The 485-nt window shown below is 72.8% G+C and carries 1 pseudogene; it reads left to right on the top strand.

The features are described from left to right. Positions 1-134 precede the first annotated feature (134 nt). Positions 135-485, top strand: a pseudogene (locus tag CG50_RS16945) (hypothetical protein); the annotation flags it as partial.

Genomic DNA, 485 nt, shown 5'->3' with positions numbered 1-485 from the left:
GGAAGACGACGGTGGATGGCTGAGAAAAGGGATTGGTGACGATGGGCGGTATGAAGGCGGGAACAGGCGGGTGTGCGATGATGGCGATGCGGATTGAGCGTCCGGTAGGGGTGAGCGGGCAGGATTGGGAAGGGATGTCGGATCTGGAGCGGCGCGCGGCGGCGCGGCTGGTGCCCGAGGCCGCGCGTGTGGCGGCGATGCTGCGGGCGGCGCAAGCCCCCGAGGATTGCGGCCCCGAGATCCCGGTTGCGCCGGCGCGTGGCGGGTGCCGTGTGTTTACCGTGCGGCAGGTGGTGCCGGGTGCCTACACGACGGGGCCGGGCGAGGAACTGCCGGTCGAGGACGCGGGTTATCGCGGACCGGGCGAGGATCGTCCGCGCCGGGCGGTGGCGGTGGCTGACGTGTTCGACCGGATGGAAGCGGCGGCGCGGCGGGCGCGGAAGGCGTCGCCGCTGACGCCCGGCCAGATCTCGGTCGCGCGGCGC

It is taken from the genome of Paenirhodobacter enshiensis (genome assembly GCF_000740785.1).
GTDB classification, from domain to species: Bacteria; Pseudomonadota; Alphaproteobacteria; order Rhodobacterales; family Rhodobacteraceae; genus Rhodobacter; species Rhodobacter enshiensis.
The sequence above is the reverse complement of the archived record's forward strand: the minus strand, read 5'-3'. Positions and strand labels throughout refer to the sequence as shown.